Source organism: Streptomyces mirabilis (genome assembly GCF_039503195.1).
Taxonomy (GTDB): Bacteria; Actinomycetota; Actinomycetes; order Streptomycetales; family Streptomycetaceae; genus Streptomyces; species Streptomyces mirabilis_D.
On the sequence record NZ_JBCJKP010000001.1, the window covers coordinates 10,494,574 to 10,514,159 of the forward strand.

The 19,586-nt window shown below is 70.4% G+C and carries 15 protein-coding genes and 4 pseudogenes; 8 read left to right on the forward strand and 11 right to left on the reverse strand.

Features of this window, described 5'->3' with window-relative positions:
* Nucleotides 1–42: 42 nt before the first annotated feature.
* The 3 genes from AAFF41_RS47860 to AAFF41_RS47870 are packed head-to-tail and all read right to left on the reverse strand — an operon-like array spanning nt 43 to nt 5,764.
* A complete protein-coding gene (locus AAFF41_RS47860) occupies nt 43–1,179 on the reverse strand; it encodes an ABC transporter permease (RefSeq protein WP_319749706.1) in 1,137 nt (378 codons plus the stop codon).
* Nucleotides 1,176–2,723, reverse strand: a complete 1,548-nt coding sequence (locus AAFF41_RS47865) for a sugar ABC transporter ATP-binding protein (RefSeq protein ID WP_343326467.1) — start codon at nt 2,721–2,723, stop codon at nt 1,176–1,178. The genes AAFF41_RS47860 and AAFF41_RS47865 overlap by 4 nt, the downstream gene beginning before the upstream one ends.
* A 53-nt stretch (nt 2,724–2,776) precedes the next feature.
* Nucleotides 2,777–5,764 carry a SpoIIE family protein phosphatase gene (locus AAFF41_RS47870; protein ID WP_425526213.1) on the reverse strand — a complete coding sequence of 996 codons (2,988 nt, stop codon included), beginning with the start codon at nt 5,762–5,764 and terminating at the stop codon, nt 2,777–2,779.
* A gap of 437 nt (nt 5,765–6,201) precedes the next feature.
* Between AAFF41_RS47870 and AAFF41_RS47875 the strand changes: the two genes are divergently transcribed.
* On the forward strand, nt 6,202–6,861 hold the full coding sequence (locus AAFF41_RS47875) for an SDR family NAD(P)-dependent oxidoreductase (protein ID WP_343326049.1): 660 nt from the start codon (nt 6,202–6,204) through the stop codon (nt 6,859–6,861).
* Nucleotides 6,768–7,339: pseudogene (locus AAFF41_RS47880) on the forward strand (IS5 family transposase); the annotation flags it as partial. The gene AAFF41_RS47875 and the pseudogene AAFF41_RS47880, both read left to right, overlap by 94 nt.
* 173 nt (nt 7,340–7,512) lie before the next feature.
* On the opposite strand, the gene AAFF41_RS47885 reads toward AAFF41_RS47880, so the two are convergent.
* Nucleotides 7,513–8,697, reverse strand: a complete 1,185-nt coding sequence (locus tag AAFF41_RS47885; protein ID WP_343326050.1) for an IS701 family transposase — start codon at nt 8,695–8,697, stop codon at nt 7,513–7,515.
* 57 nt (nt 8,698–8,754) lie between these two features.
* On the opposite strand from AAFF41_RS47885, the pseudogene AAFF41_RS47890 reads away from it, so the two are divergent.
* Nucleotides 8,755–9,043, forward strand: a pseudogene (locus AAFF41_RS47890) (RICIN domain-containing protein); the annotation flags it as partial.
* A 91-nt stretch (nt 9,044–9,134) separates the two neighbouring features.
* Here AAFF41_RS47890 and AAFF41_RS47895 read toward each other — a convergent pair.
* The gene (locus AAFF41_RS47895) at nt 9,135–10,874 is read right to left on the reverse strand and encodes a tetratricopeptide repeat protein (RefSeq protein WP_343326052.1); all 1,740 of its coding nucleotides are present in this window, start codon (nt 10,872–10,874) and stop codon (nt 9,135–9,137) included.
* 161 nt (nt 10,875–11,035) lie between these two features.
* On the opposite strand from AAFF41_RS47895, the gene AAFF41_RS47900 reads away from it, so the two are divergent.
* Nucleotides 11,036–11,632, forward strand: coding sequence for an FG-GAP repeat domain-containing protein (locus AAFF41_RS47900; RefSeq protein ID WP_319752734.1), 597 nt, complete (start codon nt 11,036–11,038; stop codon nt 11,630–11,632).
* A gap of 114 nt (nt 11,633–11,746) precedes the next feature.
* Here AAFF41_RS47900 and AAFF41_RS47905 read toward each other — a convergent pair whose 3' ends face one another.
* Nucleotides 11,747–12,211, reverse strand: a complete 465-nt coding sequence (locus tag AAFF41_RS47905; protein WP_343326053.1) for a DUF5709 domain-containing protein — start codon at nt 12,209–12,211, stop codon at nt 11,747–11,749.
* 231 nt (nt 12,212–12,442) lie between these two features.
* Between AAFF41_RS47905 and AAFF41_RS47910 the strand changes: the two genes are divergently transcribed.
* Both AAFF41_RS47910 and AAFF41_RS47915 read left to right on the forward strand, forming a co-directional pair.
* Entirely contained in the window at nt 12,443–13,816 is a 1,374-nt protein-coding gene (locus AAFF41_RS47910) for an ADP-ribosylglycohydrolase family protein (protein ID WP_415925997.1), read from the forward strand.
* Between the two features lie 182 nt (nt 13,817–13,998).
* Complete coding sequence (locus AAFF41_RS47915) at nt 13,999–14,895, forward strand: polysaccharide deacetylase family protein (protein WP_319752732.1); 897 nt, start codon at nt 13,999–14,001, stop codon at nt 14,893–14,895.
* Nucleotides 14,896–14,937: 42 nt separating this feature from the next.
* On the opposite strand, the pseudogene AAFF41_RS51990 reads toward AAFF41_RS47915, so the two are convergent.
* The 3 genes and pseudogenes from AAFF41_RS51990 to AAFF41_RS47935 all read right to left on the reverse strand — a co-directional run bounded on the left by AAFF41_RS51990 (nt 14,938) and on the right by AAFF41_RS47935 (nt 17,077).
* A pseudogene (locus AAFF41_RS51990) lies at nt 14,938–16,049 on the reverse strand (MBL fold metallo-hydrolase).
* Nucleotides 15,953–16,408, reverse strand: a complete 456-nt coding sequence (locus AAFF41_RS47930) for a PaaI family thioesterase (RefSeq protein WP_343326055.1) — start codon at nt 16,406–16,408, stop codon at nt 15,953–15,955. Before AAFF41_RS47930 ends, AAFF41_RS51990 begins: the two are co-directional and overlap by 97 nt.
* A 51-nt stretch (nt 16,409–16,459) precedes the next feature.
* Nucleotides 16,460–17,077 (reverse strand): LysE family translocator, encoded by a 618-nt coding sequence (locus tag AAFF41_RS47935; protein ID WP_343326056.1) that lies wholly within the window; start codon nt 17,075–17,077, stop codon nt 16,460–16,462.
* A 112-nt stretch (nt 17,078–17,189) separates the two neighbouring features.
* Here AAFF41_RS47935 and AAFF41_RS47940 point away from each other — a divergent pair, with 112 nt between their 5' ends.
* A complete protein-coding gene (locus AAFF41_RS47940) occupies nt 17,190–17,642 on the forward strand; it encodes an Lrp/AsnC family transcriptional regulator (protein ID WP_319752730.1) in 453 nt (150 codons plus the stop codon).
* A gap of 53 nt (nt 17,643–17,695) precedes the next feature.
* Here the strand turns inward: AAFF41_RS47940 and AAFF41_RS47945 are convergent, their stop codons facing one another.
* The gene (locus tag AAFF41_RS47945; RefSeq protein WP_319752729.1) at nt 17,696–18,607 is read right to left on the reverse strand and encodes an alpha/beta hydrolase; all 912 of its coding nucleotides are present in this window, start codon (nt 18,605–18,607) and stop codon (nt 17,696–17,698) included.
* A gap of 99 nt (nt 18,608–18,706) precedes the next feature.
* Here AAFF41_RS47945 and AAFF41_RS47950 point away from each other — a divergent pair, with 99 nt between their 5' ends.
* The gene (locus AAFF41_RS47950; protein ID WP_343326057.1) at nt 18,707–19,159 is read left to right on the forward strand and encodes a MarR family winged helix-turn-helix transcriptional regulator; all 453 of its coding nucleotides are present in this window, start codon (nt 18,707–18,709) and stop codon (nt 19,157–19,159) included.
* Nucleotides 19,160–19,268: 109 nt separating this feature from the next.
* Here AAFF41_RS47950 and AAFF41_RS47955 read toward each other — a convergent pair.
* Nucleotides 19,269–19,492: pseudogene (locus AAFF41_RS47955) on the reverse strand (maleylpyruvate isomerase N-terminal domain-containing protein); the annotation flags it as partial.
* Nucleotides 19,493–19,586 lie beyond the last annotated feature (94 nt).

The window sequence follows — 19,586 nt, forward strand, 5'->3', positions numbered from 1 at the left end:
ACGATACGGCCGGGAACACACAGGTGGTACCCGTGGCGCGGGTCATGGAGCGGTGCCCGCCGCACCACCGCCCCGCGTCGGGGAGGAGGGAGGCGGAGCAGGCGTGTCGGGCGAGTCACGGGCCGCCGCGGCGCTGGTGCGAAGGCGGCGGGCGGCATAGCCGGACAGACCGACGGCCACGAGCAGGGTGCCGCCGTAGAACAGCGGAATCGTCCAGAAGCCCGCGCCCATCTGACCGATGCCCGTGAGGCCGACGGCCATGACCGCGACGGCGACGACGGTTCCCAAGGCGTTGGGGCGGCCGGGTCTGATCGCGGTGGAGCCGAGGAGGGCGGCGGCGAAGGCGGGCAGCAGGTAGTCGAGGCCGACGCTGGGGTTGCCGATCTGCTGCTGGGCCGCGAGCAGGACGCCGGCGAGGCCGACGATCAGTCCCGACGCGGTGAAGGCGTAGACGGAGTACCTGCGTGTCGGGATGCCGATGAGGTCGGCGGCGCGCCGGTTCGCCCCGATGACGTACAGGTAGCGGCCGAGCGGCAGCCGTTCCAGCACCAGCCAGAGCACGACGGCGAGACCGAGTACGTAGAAGGTCGGGACGGGAAGGCCGAGGAACATCGAGTCGTAGAGGTCGGTGAAGGCGATGGGGAGGCCCCGCGGGCCGGGGACGATCCGACCACCGTCGGTGACCCAGCCGGTCACGGCGTACAGCATGCTGCCGGTCCCGAGCGTGGCGATGAAGGAGTTGATCCGGCCGAACTCGACGATGACACCGTTGAGGATGCCCACGACCGCCCCACCCAGGATCACCGCGAGGCAGGCGAGTGGCCAGGGCCAGCCGTTGTTGACGACGAGTTGCATCACCATGACGTGCGCCAGACCGAGGCCGTAGCCGAGGGAGAGGTCGAAGCTGCCCGTCACGATGGGGACCATGGCGGCGAGCGCGAGGACGGCCGGGATCGATTGGGTGGACAGGACCGCGTCGACGGTGTCCAGCCTGGGGAAGGTGCGCGGCAGGGCGAGGGAGAAGATCAGGAAGAGCAAGGCGGTGAGCGCCAGGAGGCCGTACCTGCCGATGAGGTGCGCGCCCGGTCCGTGTGGTCGCCGTGGCCCGCCCGGTCGGCCGAGGTGGCGCAGCGGCCTCGGTCGCTGCGGCCGGGGACGGGGTGGGGAGGAGCCCGTCATGGGTGGGTCGCGGTTCCGGCGAGGGGCATGGCCGACGCCGCCCGGGTGAGCTCGGCGACGGTGAGGTCCGGACCGCTCAGCTCGGCCGTCACGGATCCGCGGACGAAGACCAGGGCGCGTCGGCACACGCCCGCGACCTCCTCGAAGTCGGTGGAGATCAGCAGGACCGCGAGGCCGGCGGCCAGCCCGTCGTCGAGCAGGCGGTAGACCGCGGCCTTGGCGCCGATGTCCACGCTCGCGGTCGGCTCCTCGAGGATCAGCAGGCGCAGGCCGACCCGGAGCCACCGGCCGATCACGACCTTCTGCTGGTTCCCGCCGGACAGGGTGGCTAGGGGGGCCTCGCCGTCGTGGGGCCGCACCGAGAGCCGCTCGATCAAGTCGGCCGCCTCGGCACGTTCGCGGCGGGGGCTGATCCAGCTCAGCGCCGACAGGCCGCCCGCGGCGGGGTTGGCCAGGAGGTTCTCGCGCACCGTCAGTTCCGCGGCGCAGCCCTCCCGCTGTCTGTCGCCGCTCACGAAGCCCACCCCGAGGCGGACGGCGTCGGCGACCGTGCGCGGGCTGTACGGCTGACCGCCGAGCAGAACACGCCCGGCGAGGACGGCCCGGGAGCCGGCGAGGGCTCGGCCCAGGTCCATGTGCCCGGCGCCCGAGAGTCCGACCAGGCCCAGGACTTCCCCGGGCCCGACGTCCAGGCTGACAGGTCCCGCGCCGGCGGTCCGTACGCCGTCGAGGGTCAGGACGGCCGGTCCGTCAGCCGGCATCGTGGCGGGCCGGTAGCCGGCCAGTTCCTCGCCGACGATGTCGTGCACCAGACGGGCGGGGGCCCGGCCCGCCAGCGGGCCGTGGCTGACGAGGTGGCCGTCGCGCAGCACGGCGAAGGTGTCGGCGACCTTGTACACGTCGTCCAGCCGGTGGCTGACGTAGAGAATGCCGTGCCCCTGGTCGCGCAGGGTGTGGAGCACGCGGAAGAGCCGGGCGCAGTCCGCGGCGGGGAGTCGGGCGGTGGGCTCGTCCAGGACGATGAGCTTCGCGTGTGCCGCCAAGCCACGGGAGATGGCGACCAGCGAGCGCTCGGCGGGGGAGAGCCGGGCGATCGGCGCGTCGGGGTCGAGATGTCCGGCGACGGTTTTCAGGGCGTCGGCGCAGCGCTCCCGGGTCCGCCTCCAGGAGATCAGGCCGCCGCGGCGGGGATACCCGATGCTCAGAGCGATGCTCTCGGCGACCGTCATCCACTCCACGAGACCGAGGTCCTGGTGGACGAAGGACATGCTGCGGGAGGCGGCATGACTTCCGAGCGGGTGCCCGTCCACCGTGATCTGTCCCGCATCGGCCTGGTGGACGCCGGCGAGCACCTTGATGAGTGTGGACTTTCCGGCACCGTTGGGCCCCAGAAGGGCGAGGACGCTGCCGGCGTGGACATCGAGGTCGACCCCGGCCAGCGCGAGGGTCCCGCCGAACCGCTTGCCGAGCCCGCGGACGCGGACCAGCGGCGTCGCCCCCAAGGGCGGGACGTCCTTCGGGGAAGTGTCGGGAGCGTCATACACGGACACCTCCGAGGGGTCGTCTGGCGAGTTCTTCCCGACCTTCATCGTCGTCATCAGTGGGGCGAATCTGAGTATTTCAGACATCCTGCCCGCTGCTGTGACTCCAGCGGGTCAGTGGCCCGCACGGGCGATCCGCGTGTCCCGCGCTCGCTTCTCCCTTGTCCGACGGTCGCGTCCGCTGGACCGCGGCCGTGGTCCTTCAGGCGGCGTCGAGACCGCATTCCCGCCCAGATGACCTTGCCCTCGGGCAGATAGCGCGTACCCCAGCTCTGTGCCAGCTGCGCCACGAGGAACAGGCCACGGCCGCCCTCGTCGGTGCTGGCCGCCCGGCGCAGGTGCGGGGCGGTGTTGCTGGCGTCGGAAACCTCGCAGATCAGGGTGCGACCGTGCAGCAGCCGTACCCGGATGGGCCCGGCACCGTGGCGGATCGCGTTGGTCACCAGCTCGCTGAGCGTCAGCTCGGCGGCGAACGCGGCCTCGTCGAGTCCCCAGTCGGCCAGTTGCCGCAGGGCGGCGGCACGGACTTCACTGACCCGGGCCGGATCGGCGGGCAGGTCCCAGGCGGCGATCCGGCGAGGGTCCAGCGCGTGGGTGCGGGCGACGAGCAGGGCGATGTCGTCGCAGGGGTGGACGGGCGCGACGGTTTCCAGGACCGTCTGACAGGTCTGCTCCGGTGTCTGTTCGGGGTGGGCCAGGGCGCCGCGCAGCTGATCGAGCACCACGTCGACGTCGCGGTGCCGGTCCTCGATGAGTCCGTCCGTGTAGAGGAGCAGCCGGCTGCCCTCGGGGAGGGGGATCTCGGCGGATTCGAAGGGCAGGCCGCCCAGGCCGAGAGGGGGCCCGGCGGGCAGGTCGGGGAACGACACCGTGCCGTCGGGCCGCACCAGCGCGGGCGGAGGGTGGCCCGCCCGGGCCATGGTGCACTGCTGCGAGGTCGGATCGTAGATGGCGTACAGGCAGGTCGCACCGATGGCACCGGCACCGGCGGCGGGTTCCTCCCGGTCCAGGCGTCCCACGAGGTTGTCGAGGTGGGTGAGGACTTCGTCCGGGGGGAAGTCGAGTTCGGCGAAGCTGCGCGCGGCGGTGCGCAGCTGGCCCATGGTGGCGGCGGACAGCATGCCGTGGCCGACGACATCCCCGACGAAGAGGCCGATACGGGTGCCGGAGAGCGGGATGACGTCGTACCAGTCTCCGCCGACGTCGGATTCGGCGGGCAGATAGCGGTGAGCGATCTCCACGGCGTCCTGGTCGGGCAGATCGTGCGGCAGCAGGCTGCGCTGGAGGGTCAGGACCATGGTGCGTTCGCGCGTGTAGCGCCGGGCGTTGTCGATGGACAGGGCGGCGCGGCTGGCGAGTTCCAGGCCCAGCGAGCGGTCGTCGTCACCGAAGGGGGCGGGGTCCTGCGCACGGTAGAAGCTGGCGATGCCCAGGATCACGCCGCGGGCCACCAGGGGGACCGCGATGAGGGAGTGGACCTGGGTGAGCAGCCGTTCGGTGTGCTCGGGGTCCTGGGCGAGCCAGCCCGCAGCGGCCTTCAGATCCGGTTCCAGCACTGCCTGCCCGCTGGTCAGACAGCGCATCTGCGGCGTGGTCGGGCCGAAGTCGACCTGCTTGCCGACCGGGCTGAAGGGAAGGTCGTCGCGGATCCCGTGCACCACCGTGCGGTGCAGGTCGGTGCGGGGGTCGGCGGACTCCTCGCCACGCAGTACGGCCTCGGGCAGGTCGATGGTGACGAAGTCGGCCAGTCGTGGGACCGCCGTCTCGGCGAGTTCCTGGGCGGTACGGCGCACGTCCAGGGTGGTACCTATGCGGGCGCTGGCCTCGGACAGCAGCTCCAGGCGGCGGCGCGCGGCCAGGGCGTACGTCCCCACGCGCGGTTCCCCCACCATCACGAGCCTTCTGGTCCGGGGCGGGGCATCGAGGCGATCGTCCGCCACGCCACCCCTGCCGACGGTGCCGAACGGGCCGTAGGCGATGTCGGGAAGGTGCCTGGACAGCGTGGCGACGGGCGAACGCCCGGGGACCGCCGCGGCGGCTGGAACGAACCGGGACGGCGGGACGGCGGTGACCACGGCGAGCCGACCGGAACAGCCCGGCGGTACGTCGACGTGGGTCGGGACGGCGAGGGGCTCTCGCGGTGCGGGGCCGGGCAGGACGGCCTCGATGGCAACGCCTTCCACCCCTGAGTCACTTCTCATCGGACGGCTCACGAGAGTGACGTGCCGACCGTCGAACAGGGACACGACGGCGGCGGCCCGCTGCCCGCGCGAGATCAGCTCGGCGGCCTTCTCCGTGAGGACCGCCCGGTCGCGGGGATGCAGTTCGAGGGCCAGTTCGTCCACGCCGACGGTGTGGTGAAGGCCGGCGGAGGTCGCGGCTCCGGTGTCCAGGTACGCCCGCAACAGAGCGCGCTCACGCGCGGAACTCTGCCTCAGCAGCCGCCGCTCGATGGCCTGGGCCGCCTTGCGTATCGTGATCGCCAACTCCGGCTCTTCCGTGCTGCTCGGATAGCCGAAGCACAGCACGCCCTCGATACGACCGCTGAGCGGATCGCGGACGGGAAGCGCGCGGCAGGCGCTTCGCTGGGAACGCTCGGCGAAGTGCTCGGCACCGTGAACCCGGATGAGTTGCCGCTCCGCCAGTGCGAGACCGATGCCGTTGGTACCCGCGACCCGTTCGGCGAACACGAATCCCGGAACGCGCTGAAACGCCGGAAGACTCCTGGCCAGCGACGCCTCTCCGAAACGGCGCAGGAGGACCGTGCCGCTCGCATCGGCTACGGAGATGTTCATCTTGCTGCCGGCGAACCTGGCCTGCAGCCGGTCGAGCACGGGGACGGCCGCGCGGACGATCCGGGCGTCGCGGTCGAAATCATCCCGGAAGGGCAGGTCGGCCTGGTCCGGCGAGAGGCCGAGGGAGCGGCTGCGCTGCCACGAACTCAGGATCGATGTGCGCACGCCCGCCTCGACGGGCTCACCCTGAAGAAACCGCTCACGGGAACGGGCAGGCCCTGTGCCACCTGTCGCGTGCCCCGTCGGCATCGGTTTCCTGCCGGTCAGAACCACGCCTCGCCTCACTCGCGATTTCGACAGTTCATTCGCCGAAAATCACCTGTTATGTACAAGAATACCGACAATTGGATTATTGGGGATATGAGCCATAGTCTATGGACGCGCCATGACCGTACGGGGTTCTACCGGAGGCGTGGAGACGGATGGTGTCCGTCGTGGACCAGGACACCGAGGATCTGGACGCCGTGTCCTGCACACCGACGGCACCCGAGTGGGCCAGGTGCATCACTCGTCTACTTTTCCATGAGCGCGCGTGCGGCGCAGCCGGGGCAGGCTGGCATACATCCCGCCTCCTCCGAAGGTGAGCAGCTATGACGTCGTGCCTCCGTCACGGTTCGACGACGTCGAACACGCGGTCTCGGCCTCGCCGGCGCCGTCGGCGCGATGAAGGAGGTGCTCCTCGCATCGTGCACTCCGTGCAGAAGGTCGTCCTCATCACCGGCGCTTCGCAGGGCATCGGCGCCGCCCTTGTCACCGCCTACCGCGAGCTCGGCTACGGGGTCGTGGCGATCTCCCGCTCCATCGGTGACTTCAGCGACCCCGAGACACTGGCCGTGCGGGCCGATGTGACCGAGCGGGGCGTCGGCGCTCGCGTCGTCGACGCGGCTCTCGGGCGGTTCGGCCGGATCGACACGCTGATCAACAACGCCGGAATCTTCATCGCCAAGCCCTTCACCGAATACACCGACGAGGACTACGACGCCGTGGCCGAGGTGAACTTGCGCGGCTTCTTCGAGGTCTCCCGCAGCGCCGTCGCCGCCATGCTCTCCGGGGCCGGTGGGGGCCACCTGGTGAACGTCTCGACCACCCTGGTCGACCACGCCGACTCGAGGGTGCCCGCTGCGCTCGCGTCGCTGACCAAAGGTGGGCTGAACGCGGTCACCAAGGCGCTGGCGATCGAGTACGCGTCCCGCGGCATCCGGGTCAACACCGTCGCGCTCGGCACCGTCCGTACCCCGATGCACCCGACCGGGCGCGGGTCTGGGCCAAGCTGCACCGCCTGGTGCTGGACGAACTCGGCGCCCGCGGGAACCTGGACTGGTCGAGGTGCGCGATCGACTCGGTGAACATGCGGGCCCTGAAAGGGGGGATCTGACAGGTCCGAATCCTGTCGACCGGGGCAAGAAAGGCTCGAAGATCCACCTGATCACGGAGCGGACCGGTTTACCCCTCTCCGTCGGTATCTCGGCCGCCAACCTGCACGACAGTCAGGCGCTGGAGCCACTCGTGCGCGGGATCCCGCCGATCCGCTCCCGCCGCGGCCCACGCCGACGTAAGCCCGCCAAGCTGCACGCCGACAAGGGCTACGACTACGACCACCTGCGTCGATGGCTGCGCAAGCGCGGCATCACCCACCGCATCGCACGCAAGGGCATCGAATCCTCCACACGGCCGGGCCGCCACCGCTGGACGATCGAGCACACCATGGCCCGGCTCGCCGGCTGCCGTCGGCTCCACCGCCGCTACGAGCGCAAGGCCGAACACTTCCTGGCCTTCACCGCCATCGCCTGCACCCTCATTTGCTACCGCCGACTCACCAAATGAGACGACGTCTAATACTGCAACGGTGTTTGTGCTGATTGCTGGGCAGTTTCAGGGGCTGTGTCCGCGTCGTTTGTAGTGACTGACGCGTGCTTGATGCTGCCGTCTGCGGCGCCATGTTGACCAGTGCAGGATGTGGTCAACGGGGGTGGGCCAGCGGTGGGTGAGCCTGTGGATCAGGCGTCTGATCTCAGCGACGCTGTAGTGGATGAGGTGGGAGGATCCGTTTCTGCTTTGTCGGCGTCGAGTTCGCGGGCGCGCAGGACGGTAAGGCAGGCGTGGGCGGCCATGGCGAGGGTCATGTGGCGGTGCCAGCCGGGGTAGCGGCGGACCTGGTAGTCGTCCAGGCCGCACTCCTGCTTCGCGGTCTGGAAGCATTCCTCCACGGCCCACCGGCTGCCCGCGATCTGGATCAGTTCGTCCAGGGTGGTGTCGGTGGGGCAGTAGGCGATGTAGTAGGAGATCTCCTCGGGACGGCGGACGCTGCGGCGGGCGATGACCCAGTGCCGGCGGTCTTCCCGGTGCCAGGGCCGCACCTCGACGCGGGCCCAGTCGAACACGCGCGGGCCGTGGGCCCCGGCGCCGCAGGAGCGGCGTTTCCACTTCTGCCGTGGCAGGCCGGGGAACAGGTCGTGGACAGGATGATCGATGGACCAGCGGGTGACGACGGTGTCGTGCCGGGTGGTGGCCATGACGTGGAAGACATCGGCTTGTTCCAGCTCGAAGCGCCAGCCCTTGCTGAAGCCGTAGGCGGCATCCGCGGTCACCCACCGAAACGGGATGCGGTCGGCGATGGCTTTGCGGACCATCGCCTTGGCCATGGCCACCTTTGTCTCGAAGGTGACGCTGTCGTCGATACCGGCCCGCCGGCAGCGTTCCCGGTCGTCCGTCCACGAGGTGGGCAGATACAGGCGGCGGTCGATCAGGGCGCGTCCGCGGCCGGTGGCGTAGGCGAGGAACACACCGATCTGGCTGTTCTCGGTGCGTCCGGCGGTGCCGGAGTACTGCCGTTGCACGCCGGCCGAGCGGATGCCCTTCTTGAGGAAACCGGTGTCATCGACGATCAGGACGGCCTCGCGGTCTCCGAGGTGTTCGACAACGTAGTCGCGCACGTCGCCGAGGACTTCGTCTGCGTCCCAGTCGGTCCGGTTCAGCAGCCGGTGGATGCGGTCCGGGGCAGCGTGACCTGCCTGTTCAGCCAGTGTCCAGCCGTTCTTCCGCTCGAGCGGAGCGATCAGTCCCTGCATATACGCCAGAGCCGACTCCCTCGGCTCACTGCGGGCGAACCGGTGCTCAAACCGTTCGTGCAACCGATCCAGTTCGCCCGCCCACTGCCTGGCACCAGCAAGGTCCCCACCCATAACCACACCAACGACCAACCTGGCCAACAGTCACGCCAAACGCCGTTGCAGTACTAATACTACGAGGAGCAGAAGGCCGCCAATTCCAGTTGGACGCCGTCCAGTGACGGCGACCGAAAGGACGTGGCGCTCGCGCTGTACTCCAGCACCGACGACGGCGCGAACTGGAACATCGTCAACATCATCGCCACCGGCGGCTGGCAAGGCGGCAGCGCGGGAAGCCTCGGGCGCGTGCCTCGGCTACGACGCCGGCACCGGCGTGCCGGTCCTCGACCCGGACAACGACACCGCGCCGGACTCGGGCGGCCAGGTCCTCGTGCACAGTTCCTCGGCGAACAGGACAGCGGCGGTGCGGCCGATACCCGAAGTTCCTCCGGCGAGACACTGATGATCGACGGCGGGCAGAGCGTCAACTGAGCCGCCACAACACTGTTTCCTCAGCGCGGGGACCGGAATCGAAGAGTCTGGTCCCCGCGGCTCGTCACTGAGCCGTTCCCACTCGGTTGGTCGGAGCAGCAAAGGCTCGTCGGGCCCGCGGTGTCGAGTCGGCAGAAGCACGACGCCTCGATGGGGACGTCCGCGAGCGCGGTGGCCATGGTGAGTTGCTGGGCGATGATGCGGGCTTCCCCCGTCTTGCCGAGCCGCACGAGGCATTCGTGGAAGCCGTGGAGTGCCCAGACGTTTCCCGGATGTTGTGAGGATCTGGGCAGCGTGTCGTCGAGCCCGAGGTCGGCCCGGTAGACGGCCTCGGCCTCCTCGACTCGGCCCTGTTCGAGCAGGAGCGCGCCGTAGGCGTGACGGGTCGGCTGCATCCAGCCCCACGGTTCGTCATAGGGCAGGTGGTCGTCGAGTTCGATGGAGCGCCGCAGGGAGGCGAATGCGAGGTCGTACTCGCCCCTGCGGTACTCGAGTTCGCCGTCGAGCATGGCGGCGGCGATGGCCAGGATGTCCCGGCAGGTGTTGTTGAACAGGGTCCGCGTCTCGGGAACCCGTGCGACCGCGCGGTGGAACAGCTCGCGTTCGGCCTCGGCCTCGGCGGTCGCCCCGGTGGCGGAGTACGCCACTGCGCGCGCGTAGTGCAGCATCGCCGTGGTGACGCAGTACAACAGCGGGTCGGAGGGCATCGGGAGCGTGAGGATCTCCTCCCACCGGCCGAACCGGATCAGTACGTGCACCCGCATGGCGAGGAACCCCTCCAGCCAGTCGGCCATGGGCGGGCTCTCCACACGGAGCAGATCCTCGGGGATGGACGCCTCCAGCTGCGCGGCCGTCTCCAGCGCCGTCCTGGACCGGCCGAGGAACATCGCGCCGTAGATCTTGAAGTGATAGTCGTGCGAGCGGTACAGCGTGTAGAAGTTCATCGCGCCGGCCCGTCGCAGGTATTTCTCGTCGGCCCTGATCGCTGCACTGTTGGCCGACACGACCCGCCGGTAGTCGCCGCACAGCACGTCGAGGTGGGAGGGCATGTGCTGCAGGTGCCCCGCGTCCGGTACCAGTCCCGGCAGCCGGTCGGCGACGGTGAGGGCTTCCTCCGGCGTCGGCGACATCTCCATGAGATGGATGTACAGGTGCAGGATGCCCGGGTGACCGGCGCCGGTCTCGGTGAGCAACGCGCGGTCGAGGACGGCCTTCGCCTCCAGCGTGCGCGCACCGGGGGCGGGCTCGCCGGTGCGCAGGTCCCACAGCTGCCACGGGGTGAGGTTCATCAGCGCGTCCGCGTAGAGCGTGGCGACATCAGGGTCGTCGGGCGCGCGTTCGTACACGGCACGCATGGCCTCGGCGTACGGCTCGTTCCAGACGGAGCAGTCCTCGACGGCGCGCGAGGCGGGATAGCGCTCGCGCAGCGCCTCGATGAGCGCGCGCTCGGTCGGTGTGGCCGTGCCGCCCAGCGCGTGAGCCCGTTCGACGGTGGCGTGCGTCCGTTCCACCGTGTGCCGCAGATCGCTGTCGTCGAAGAACTCCCAAGGCTTGTTGTAGTTGGGGCCCAGCGCGTATGCGACACCCCAGTACGCCATGGCGCAGTCGGGATCCGCGGCGGCCGCCGATTCGAAGCAGGTGACCGCCTCTTCGTGGTTGAACGCGTAACTCCACACCAGACCGCGGTCGAACCAGCACTGCGCTTCCGGCGAACGGGTCGACACGGGCCGGGTCAAGGTCCCGAGGTCGAAGTAGTCCATGAGGATCTCCTGCAGAGGGATGCGGCTCGACGACACCGGCTTCTTCCTGCATACAACGGGCGCAGACAGTCCCTTCAAGTCTATTTCCGCCGGAGATCCTGGAAATGGAACGGCCCGGGATACGCGCCGACGGTTCGGGGTGAATCCCAAGTGAGGGGGCGGTGTACAACCGTTGGCGCCCCGACTTCGGCGGCCCGATCACGGCCGCCGACCTGGACGGTGACGGCATCACCGACCTGGTGGTCGGCAATGGTCCGTGGGACTCGCACGACGGAGGGACGATCCCGCCGCCCCGTCTGCGACTGCTGAAGGGGACTGAGAACGGTCTCGTGGCAGGGCCGTTCACGTTCATCGCCTACCCCGACACCGTGTCCGCGGACGGCATCGCCCTCGGTGACGTCGACGCCGACGGCCGGTCGGACGTCGTCTTCGGTCGCAGAACGGCGGCAGGAGGCGGTGTCGTGGGCGTGGTGCGCGGCACGGCGAACGGGTTCGCGGCGCGAGCCACGCCGATCGGCCAGAACACGGCCGGGGTCCCCGGTACGGCCGAGAACGGTGACCGGTTCGGCAGCCGTACCGCCGTCGTCGACGGCCACGTCGCCGTCTCGGCACCGGGGGAGAGCAGCGGCACGGGAGCCGTGTGGGTCTTCCCCGGCACCGCCTCCGGTGTCACCGCGACCGGGTCGGTGAGCTCCGGACCGCGCACCCTGGCCGCGCTCGTGTCCGGCGCACACTGCGGTGCCGCCTTCCACCGCTGACGGCCGCCTCGCGGCGCACCGACGTCCGCCGCCACCAGGCCAGGCGGACGACGAACCAGGCACGCCAGGTGGACGACGAACCAGGCACGCCGGAAAGACGACGAACCGGGCAGGCTAGAAGGACTCGGAGTCGGGGATCACGTGCATCGCGGCCTCCTCGGCCGACGCGCCCGCCCCGTCGACGCCGACGTCGTAGGCAATCAGGTCCTTTTCGGTGTCCTCGTGAGCGCCCTCGTCCGGCGCGATGAGGCGGCCCGCCCGCAGGTCCCCTACCTCGTCGTCGATGGGTTCCCCGTCGCCTTCCCAAAGGTCCCCGATACCGTCGCCATCCTGGTCGGCGACATCGGGGACCTCCTCGGCAAGCCGCTCGTCCAGGCTCTCCCCTCGTTGCCGCTCCGCCGCCGTGACACCGGTGTGCTCCACGCCCCAAGGCTTCTCCGGGGGCGAGTAGCCCTCGTCGAGAGCCTCGTCGACACCGCGGTCGTCGAGGGTGTCCGAGACGTCCAGCAGTCCCGCGTCGTCCTGCACCTCCGACCCGTCCGGCTGGTAGACGTCATCACCCATCGCCTCGTAGGCCATGCACGCTCCATTGTTGGGTGCTCCCTGCCAGGGATCTGACGGGAACACGGTTGTCCGGACCGGAGGGAACTCTCCTGGGCGGAGTGGGAAAAACAGCCTAGGACCAGAGGCCGAGGCAAGTTTGACTCTCCGCGCACCGGGTCTGTACCCCCAACGCACCATGCCGAGAACTCTGTCAGCGCCGCCAATTGCCGTGGCGCTGCGGCAGGTCGGCTTGGCAGGATGGGGGAGATGCCCGCTGAGTTCCCCTTCCTCGATCCTTCCGCCCGCGCTTCCTTCGATCACCGCTCCGTCGCACGCGACGCCCTGCGCGGTCTGGCGGTGGGTGACGCCTTCGGCGCCCAGTTCTTCGTACCGGACAATCTCCCCGGCCTGCGGGAGCGGCGATTGCCCGCCGCGGAATGGCCATGGACGGACGACACGGAGATGGCCTGCTCGGTCTTCGACGTGCTGCGCCGACGCGGCAGCGTGGACCAGCACGAACTGGCGCACGGCTTCGCCCACAGGCACGACTTCGACCGAGGCTACGGTCCGGCGATGAACCGGCTGCTACGCCTGGTACGCGAGGGCGGCAGATGGCAGGAGCTGGCCGCGGAACTGTTCGACGGCCAGGGGTCGTGGGGCAATGGGGCCGCGATGCGGGTGGCGCCTTTGGGCGCTTGGTTCGCCGTGGATCTGGCCGAGGCAGCCGCGCAGGCCGGGCGGTCGGCGCGGGTGACGCACACCCATCCGGAGGCGGTGGCCGGGGCGGTCGCCGTGGCGGTGGGAGCCGCGTACGCCGCACGCGGGCGCGTTCGGCCGGTGACCGGAGCCCAGTTGCTGGCGGCGGTGGAGGAGCTGACACCGGAGGGACGGGTCCGTTCGGGGGTGGCCGAGGCGCGGGAGTTGCTGGGCCAGCCGCACGCAGAGTACGCGGCGCACCGGTTGGGCAACGGCCGGCGGGTCAGCGCGGCGGACACGGTTCCCTTCGCCCTGTGGTGCGCGGCCCGGCACCTGGAGGACTACGCGGAGGCGTTGTGGACGTGCGCGTCGGTGGGCGGGGACGTCGACACCACCTGCGCGATCGTCGGCGGAATTGTCGCCGCTCGGGTGGGCATGGCGGGGATACCTGCCGCGTGGCGGGCTGCGTCGGAGGCGCTGCCGGAGTGGGTGCGCGAGGGCGAACCGGGCGAGGACCTCAGCCGCGCCGGGCTGGGCCGCGACGTGACGCCGCTGCGCCGCCCCGAGCCGGTTCCGGTGCCTGAGCTGGTGTGGACTCCGGGACAGTGGCAGCGTGTCCGGCACGGTGTGCGGGCGCTGAGTATGGACGAGAAGTGGGACGCGTACCTGGAGGGCGACCAGCTGACGCTGCATCGCAGTTGGACCGGTCGTGCCATCTTCCAGGTGACCGTGGCCGAGAACCCGGCCGGCCGGCGACCGGTGGCCGCGCTGGTCGAGTCGGACCCGGAGCTGTACCGCCGCGGCGGCGACGAGACGGAGAGCGCCTTCCTCGAACTCTTCCTGCGCGCCTGGTACATGGACGACTCCCGGCCCGAGCTGTGGATTCGCTACCAGGAGCTGCGCCGCGCCGAGGAGGCGGCGGCCGAGGCCGAGAGGACCACCTGAGCGGCGAGCGAGCGCAGCCCCGCCTCCGCATGAGTACGCCGGACCCCGCGGCCGACGCGGCAAACGATGCACAAGGGATTGTTGGCGAACCCTTGCCGCCCTCTTACTGATCATGTCTCTTCCGCCGCGTACGGTTCCCGTAGCGGGGTGTCCCGTCGAGGATCTTCGAACAAGGGGAACGGATGACACCCAGTCGCCGGGCAGTGCTGGCGGCCATGGCGGGAGGCGCGCTCGCCGGCTGTGCGGGCCCCCAGAGCACGGTCAACCGCAGCGCTTCCGTCATCGGTTCCCCCTCCATATCCGCGGCGATCGCAACCGGCAGAGGCACCCCGGGTTCCAGCCCGTCGGCCACCGCGCCCAGCGCGTCCCGCGCCGTCACCCGCGCGGACATCGTGGCCCGCTACGGGCACGCGGTGCCGCATACCTGGGGCTTCGACGCGCCCGCCGTGGTCCACGCGCTGCCGACCACCAGACGCGTGATCGCGCTGACCTTCGACGCCTGCGGCGGCCCGGGCGGCAGCGGCTACGACCGTGCGTTGATCGACTTCCTGCGTCGACGGGACATACCGGCGACGTTGTTCATCAACTCCCGCTGGATCGACGCCAACCCCGCCATCTTCCGTCGGCTGGCCGCCGAGCCGCTGTTCGAGATCGCCAACCACGGCACCCGTCACCGCCCGCTCTCGGTCACCGGCCGCTCCGCCTACGGCATCCCCGGCACCCGCAGCGCCGCCGAGGTGTACGACGAGATCTCCGGCAACCAAACCAAGCTCACCCGGCTGCTGGGCACGCCGCCACGCTTCTTCCGCTCCGGCACCGCCTACTGCGACGACGTCGCGGCACGGATCGTCACCGCCCTGGGAGAACGCTTCGTCAGCTTCTCGGTCAACGGCGACGGCGGCGCCACCTTCACCCCCGAACAGGTCCGTACGACGGTCACCGCCGCCCCCGGCGGATCCATCGTCATCTGCCACATGAACCACCCGCGGGGCGGCACTGCCCGAGGCATCACCGCCGCCGTCCCCCAACTACTGGCCACCGGCCACAGCTTCACCCGTCTCTCGGACGCGGCCCACTGACGGCGCGTCCGGGCTGGGGCGGCGACGGTCGAGAGGCCCGGTTCAGGCAGCGGTCGACTCGGTCGACGTGACGCGGTCGGCCGGGGGCCAGCGCGGCTCCGGCGTCGGCCACACACGCGGGTACGGCACGCGCAGCGTCTCCGCCTCGACCGGGGTGTGGTCGGCGGCGGCGTGCAGGCGCCCGTCCCGAAGAACGACGGCGCCGCTGCGGAGCATGAGAGCGATGAGCTCGGCGGCGAGCGCTTCGGGCGTGAGGCCCAGAAGGCGCGCGGCGTCGGTCAGCCAGGCCCGCGAGAGCAGGTACGGCTCGACCTCGTCGGTGGCGATCCCTCCGCGGATCATGAGGGCGAAGGCGGAGACCCGCCGGGCCCCGTACCAGATGGCTCCGTCGGGGTCGTCGACGAGACGTCGCGCGCGGCGCAGCGCGGTGACGAAGGCCGCACCGGGGGCGGCGGGGATCGGCCCGTGCGAGGGGAGCAGCACGCGCGGGGCGAGGTCGGCCATCCGCTTCAGGGAGGCGAGAGCGGTGGCGGCGGCGTCGGGCCCGTCGAGGGCCAGGTTCACCCAGCCGACGTCGTAGTCCGACAGCGCGTCCTCGACCACGAGGAGCCGCTCTTCCGGCTGCCACAGCGCGAGGTGCCCGGGCGTGTGTCCGGGGGTGCGGACCACTTCCCAGTCGGCTTCACCGAGGCGGAGGACCTGACCGTCGTCGAGCGCCATGTCGATGCTGTACGGACTACGGGCTGGTCGAGGTATTCCGCGGCGCAGCAGCCCGGGTCCCGGCGGGCGACGGCGTCCGCCTCCGGGGCACCGGCCGCGATGCCGGCGCCGCCCGCCTGCAGGAGGGCATTGCCACCGACGTGGTCGGCGTGCCAATGGGTGTTCACGACCAGGCCGACGTCTCCGGCGTGGGCGAGGGCCCAGGCGGCGGTGTCCTCGGCGTGGCCGACGAATCCGCTGTCGACCAGGGCCGGTCGGCTTCCGTGGAGCAGCAGAAGGTTGGCGTCGGGAAACGGCCTTTGCTGCCAGGTCACCCAGGACGGCAGCGGCTGCGGGCTCACTGCTCGGGCCTGTTCACGCGGATCAGCGTCTGCTGGCCGTTGGCGACGAGCGACCGCCGGCCGTCCTGGACCCCGAACACCTCCAACTGGCACACGGTCAGAGTGCGTCCGGACTTCAGGACCGTTCCGACCGCCTCGATGTGGTCGCCGACGGCAGGTGCCAGGAGATTGATCTTGTACTCGACCGTGAGTACGTCGGTGTTCTCCGGGAAGAGCGTGAACGCCGCGTAGCCGCCCGAGGTGTCCGCGATCGCGCTGGTGGCGCCGGCGTGGAAGTAGCCGTGCTGCCGCGTCACTTCGGGCCGGCTCGGGAGGACGATGTGCACACGGCCCGGCGCGATCCGTGTGATCCGTGCCCCGAGGAGGCCCATCAGCCCCTGCCGGTCGAAACTCGTCCGGATGCGGGCCTGCACCTCGGGGCTCGCCTGTTCGCGCTGCGCCTGCTCTTCCATGTGCTCTCCTTCGGCGGACATCATGGTGTTGAACGGGTTCGGACGGGTCCGTCAGCCGGCCAGGCGTTCCACCAGCAGGAACCCTCCGATGACGAGCATCATGGCACCGGAGGCGCGGGTGACTGCCCGGGCCGCCGAAGGCCGGGTCTTCAGCACGGTGCGGGCCAGCACGCCGACGGCGAGGTAGACCACGACGCAGGCGGTCATGTGGAGCGCGCCGAGCAGCCCGGTCTGCGCGGCGACCGGCCAGCCCGCCCCGGGGTGGATGAACTGTGGGAACAGCGAGAAGTACAGAAGCAGCGCCTTCGGGTTCAGGCCGCTGATCCCGGCTCCCTTGAGCATGATCTGCCGACGCGAGGAGGGCATGGCCTTCGGGGACGCGCCCGGCACCGACGGGCGCGACAGGACACCCCAGCCCAGCCACATCAGGTAGGTGGCCCCCGCGACGGTCAGTGCGGTGAGAACGGTGGCCGCCTTCGCCACGATCACCACCAGGCCGGCCACGGCGAGGGCCGTGTATCCCGCGTATCCGGCTATCAGCCCGGCGACCGCCGGGACGACGGAGCGATCGCGCAGCCCCGCCGTGATCGCGTAGGCCCAGTCCGCGCCCGGGGTGAACACCAGCAGCAGATCCACCGCCAGGAAAGCCGCCACCGTCGTCGTGTCCATCGATCTTTCCCTCTCACGTTCCTTGCCCTGAGAGGGAAGATTAGGTGCATATTGCCCGCAAATGTTTCTGTCTTTGCTCCATGATCGCGTCTGATGGGGGAGAATCTTTCTCATGGATGCCGTGGACCGGAAGATTCTTACCGAGCTGCAGCTGGATGGCCGTCTGACGGTGACCGAGCTGGCCGCCCGCGTGAAGCTGAGCATCTCGCCCTGCCATCGCCGCCTGCGGGACCTCGAACGCGAGGGCGCGATTCGCGGCTACCGCGCGGTCGTCGACCCGGCCGCCGTCGGTCTCGACTTCGAAGCCCTGGTCTTCGTCACCCTGGGCTGGGAGGACCGTGACACCGTCTCCGCGTTCGAGGAGGCCGTGGCCGCCGTCCCGCACGTGATCCAGGCCCAGCGTCTGTTCGGCGAGCCCGACTACCTTCTGCGCGTCGCCACCGCCGACCTGTCCGCCTTCCAGCAGTTGTACGACCAGCGGCTGGCCACCCTGCCGGGGGTCCAGCGCCTGACCTCCACCCTTGTCATGAAGCACGTCGTCGACGACCGCCCACTGCCCGAGTAGGCCATCCAGGGGAGTTGGCCGAACCGACCCCCCGGTGGCCGAGAGCGCGGCCGTCAGAGCGTGGCTGGGGCGGTCGCCAGCCGGTCGAGCATGAAGCGACCGGCCCGGTCCAGTGCCGCGTCCGCCTCGTCGAGCGAGCCGGTGAACGACTGGAAGACGTGTGGCACGTCGGCGGTGACGTCGAGGATCACGTCGACACCGGCTGCGGCCGCGCGGGTCGCCAGTCGGGTCGAGTCGTCGAGCAGCACCTCGTTCGACCCGGCCTGCAGCAGTAGCGGCGGCAACCCGGTGAGGTCGGCGTGCACCGCGGGGCTCAGCAGCGGCTGCCGCGGGTCCTGGCCCGCCAGGTAGTGGGCGCCCAGACGCATCAGCGACTGGCGGGTGAACAGCGGGTCGATCCCGTCCTTGGTCGTCATGCTCTCGCCGCCGCGGGTCGCGTCCAGCCCCGGCGAGAACGCGACCACCCCGGCCGGCCGCGGCAGACCGGCGTCACGCGCGGCGAGCGCGGTCACGATGCTCAGACCGCCGCCGGCCGAGTCCCCGGCCAGCATGATCCGCTCGGCCGGCACGCCTTGCTCGAGCAGGTCGCGGTAGGCCGCGACGCCGTCGTCGATCGCGGCCGGGAACGGATGCTCCGGCGCGAGCCGGTAGTCGAGCGAGACAGCCCGGGCACCCGTACGTCGCACGAGCGCCGCGGTGATGTGCTGGGCCGTGGCAGGCGAGCCGAACACCCAGGATCCACCATGGAAGTAGAGGATCGTCCCGCCGGTCGCCCCGTCCTCCGGCTCGATCTCCAGTGCCGGGCGGCCACCGAGGGCACTCGGGGTGAGGGTGACCCCGATCGGCGATGGACTACCGGCCATCATCGCAGCGAAAGCCGCGCGCAGTTCCTCGGGCGTGCGACTGGCATCGAACGCCGCCGATCGCAGCAGGGCGTCGACGGTCGCGCGCTGTTCCTTGCTCATGCTGTCCTCCGTATCGAGACGAGTGCGGGATCATGGCCCGCTGGGCAGGAGCCCAACTATATTCCAAAGAAGATACTTCTTGAGAAGATGGAGTGGCATGTGACCGATCACGCACAGGTGTTCGCTGACCTCGTCCGGTACGAGACGAGGCTCTACAACGTTCTCGGCGAGCGGCTGCGGGCCGAGCACGGCCTGACCGCCAGCCAGTTCGAGTTCCTACGGATCATCGGTGGCCGTGAGGACTGCCGGGTGAACGACCTCGCCCACGAGGTCGCCATCACCGTGGGTGCGACCAGCAAAGGGGTCGATCGACTCGAGGCCGCGGGGTGGGTGAGCCGCCGTCCCAACCCGCAGAACCGCCGCTCATCGCTGTTGGCTCTGACGGACGCGGGCCGACAACTCCTGGACGCCGCCACGCCGACCTTCGAGAACGAGTTGCGCAATTGGCTCGCCGACCCGTTGACCGCACGGTCACTCCAACAGCTGGGGACCACCCTCGCCCGGCTGCGGGGGACCATCGAGGACGCACGTGTCGGCATGCCCACAGGCTGAACCGTCGCGGCAGCCGCCGACGCCGAACGGCTCGGAGGGTAGGGCCTCACCACGAGATGCCCTGTGCCATGCGCTCGGGTCAGGCGCGCGCGTCCATGTCAGCCCAGTGGGCGATCTTCTCCAGCGTCTCGCGTGACCGGGCACGTCCCTCCGCGGGCGGTCCCGCCATGCCGGGGAGGCGTGCGACCAGGTCTAGGTGGTGCAGAGTCCACTCCAGGACGTACGCGGAGAGGTAGTCGCCCGCGGTGAGGACCTCGTCGCGGGTGCTGACCCGGAGGCCCGGGTCGGCGAGTTCGGCGGCCGACCGGTGGCGGAGCCGACGTCGTCCGAGTGGGTGAAACCCTCGTCCGGGAGCTCGGCCACCGCCGGGCGCGGCGCTGTCCACGAGAGTGAGAAGAGATCCACACCGGCAAGGTAGTGCGGTGTC

Bases quoted from the DNA above. Each gene is read 5' to 3' on its own strand.
- AAFF41_RS47940 (WP_319752730.1), top strand. From the start codon at position 17,190: ATGGATGCCGTGGACCGGAAGATTCTTACCGAGCTGCAGCTGGATGGC.
- AAFF41_RS47935 (WP_343326056.1), bottom strand. From the start codon at position 17,077: ATGGACACGACGACGGTGGCGGCTTTCCTGGCGGTGGATCTGCTGCTG.
- AAFF41_RS47930 (WP_343326055.1), bottom strand. From the start codon at position 16,408: ATGGAAGAGCAGGCGCAGCGCGAACAGGCGAGCCCCGAGGTGCAGGCC.
- AAFF41_RS47870 (WP_425526213.1), bottom strand. From the start codon at position 5,764: ATGCCGACGGGGCACGCGACAGGTGGCACAGGGCCTGCCCGTTCCCGT.
- AAFF41_RS47860 (WP_319749706.1), bottom strand. From the start codon at position 1,179: ATGACGGGCTCCTCCCCACCCCGTCCCCGGCCGCAGCGACCGAGGCCG.
- AAFF41_RS47910 (WP_415925997.1), top strand. From the start codon at position 12,443: ATGCCCGCTGAGTTCCCCTTCCTCGATCCTTCCGCCCGCGCTTCCTTC.
- AAFF41_RS47945 (WP_319752729.1), bottom strand. From the start codon at position 18,607: ATGAGCAAGGAACAGCGCGCGACCGTCGACGCCCTGCTGCGATCGGCG.
- AAFF41_RS47895 (WP_343326052.1), bottom strand. From the start codon at position 10,874: ATGGACTACTTCGACCTCGGGACCTTGACCCGGCCCGTGTCGACCCGT.
- AAFF41_RS47905 (WP_343326053.1), bottom strand. From the start codon at position 12,211: ATGGCCTACGAGGCGATGGGTGATGACGTCTACCAGCCGGACGGGTCG.
- AAFF41_RS47915 (WP_319752732.1), top strand. From the start codon at position 13,999: ATGACACCCAGTCGCCGGGCAGTGCTGGCGGCCATGGCGGGAGGCGCG.
- AAFF41_RS47885 (WP_343326050.1), bottom strand. From the start codon at position 8,697: ATGGGTGGGGACCTTGCTGGTGCCAGGCAGTGGGCGGGCGAACTGGAT.